The organism is Luteibacter yeojuensis, assembly GCF_000964085.1.
GTDB classification, from domain to species: domain Bacteria; phylum Pseudomonadota; class Gammaproteobacteria; order Xanthomonadales; family Rhodanobacteraceae; genus Luteibacter; species Luteibacter yeojuensis_A.
Genome location: NZ_JZRB01000093.1, coordinates 1 through 425 on the forward strand (window position 1 = coordinate 1; position 425 = coordinate 425).

At 68.5% G+C, this 425-nt stretch carries 1 pseudogene; it reads right to left on the reverse strand.

The window, feature by feature from the left end:
- Positions 1-425: pseudogene (locus VI08_RS22115) on the reverse strand (CsgG/HfaB family protein); the annotation flags it as partial.

Genomic DNA, 425 nt, shown 5'->3' on the forward strand with positions numbered 1-425 from the left:
GCCGCCCAGTTCCGTGACGAGCTTGGTGTAGGCGTCGAGGTAGGCCATGGAAATGACCTGCCCCTGCGTGGTGCTGGCGTAGGCGCCGACCGACGCGGCGGCATTCGCGGACGAACCCCACATGCCACCGGACGCACCAAAGCCGAGATCGTTCTTTTCGCCATGGCCCTCGGTCATGGCCACCTGCTCGGACGAACGCACGTCGGTGACCGTGAGCACCACGTCGGCCGTCTTCGAGTTGATGACCACATTGCTCGCCAACTTGCCCGCCGTGCCACCGATGAGGCCGCCGACCAGCGCGCCGATGCCGGCGCCACCCGCGTCGCGGTTGCTGGCCACGAGGTCGGGCACCATGACGTAATCGGCCGCCTTGATCTGGCCCTTGCCCAGGTTCGAGCCACCGCGCAGGTCGCCGCCGGCGGCGA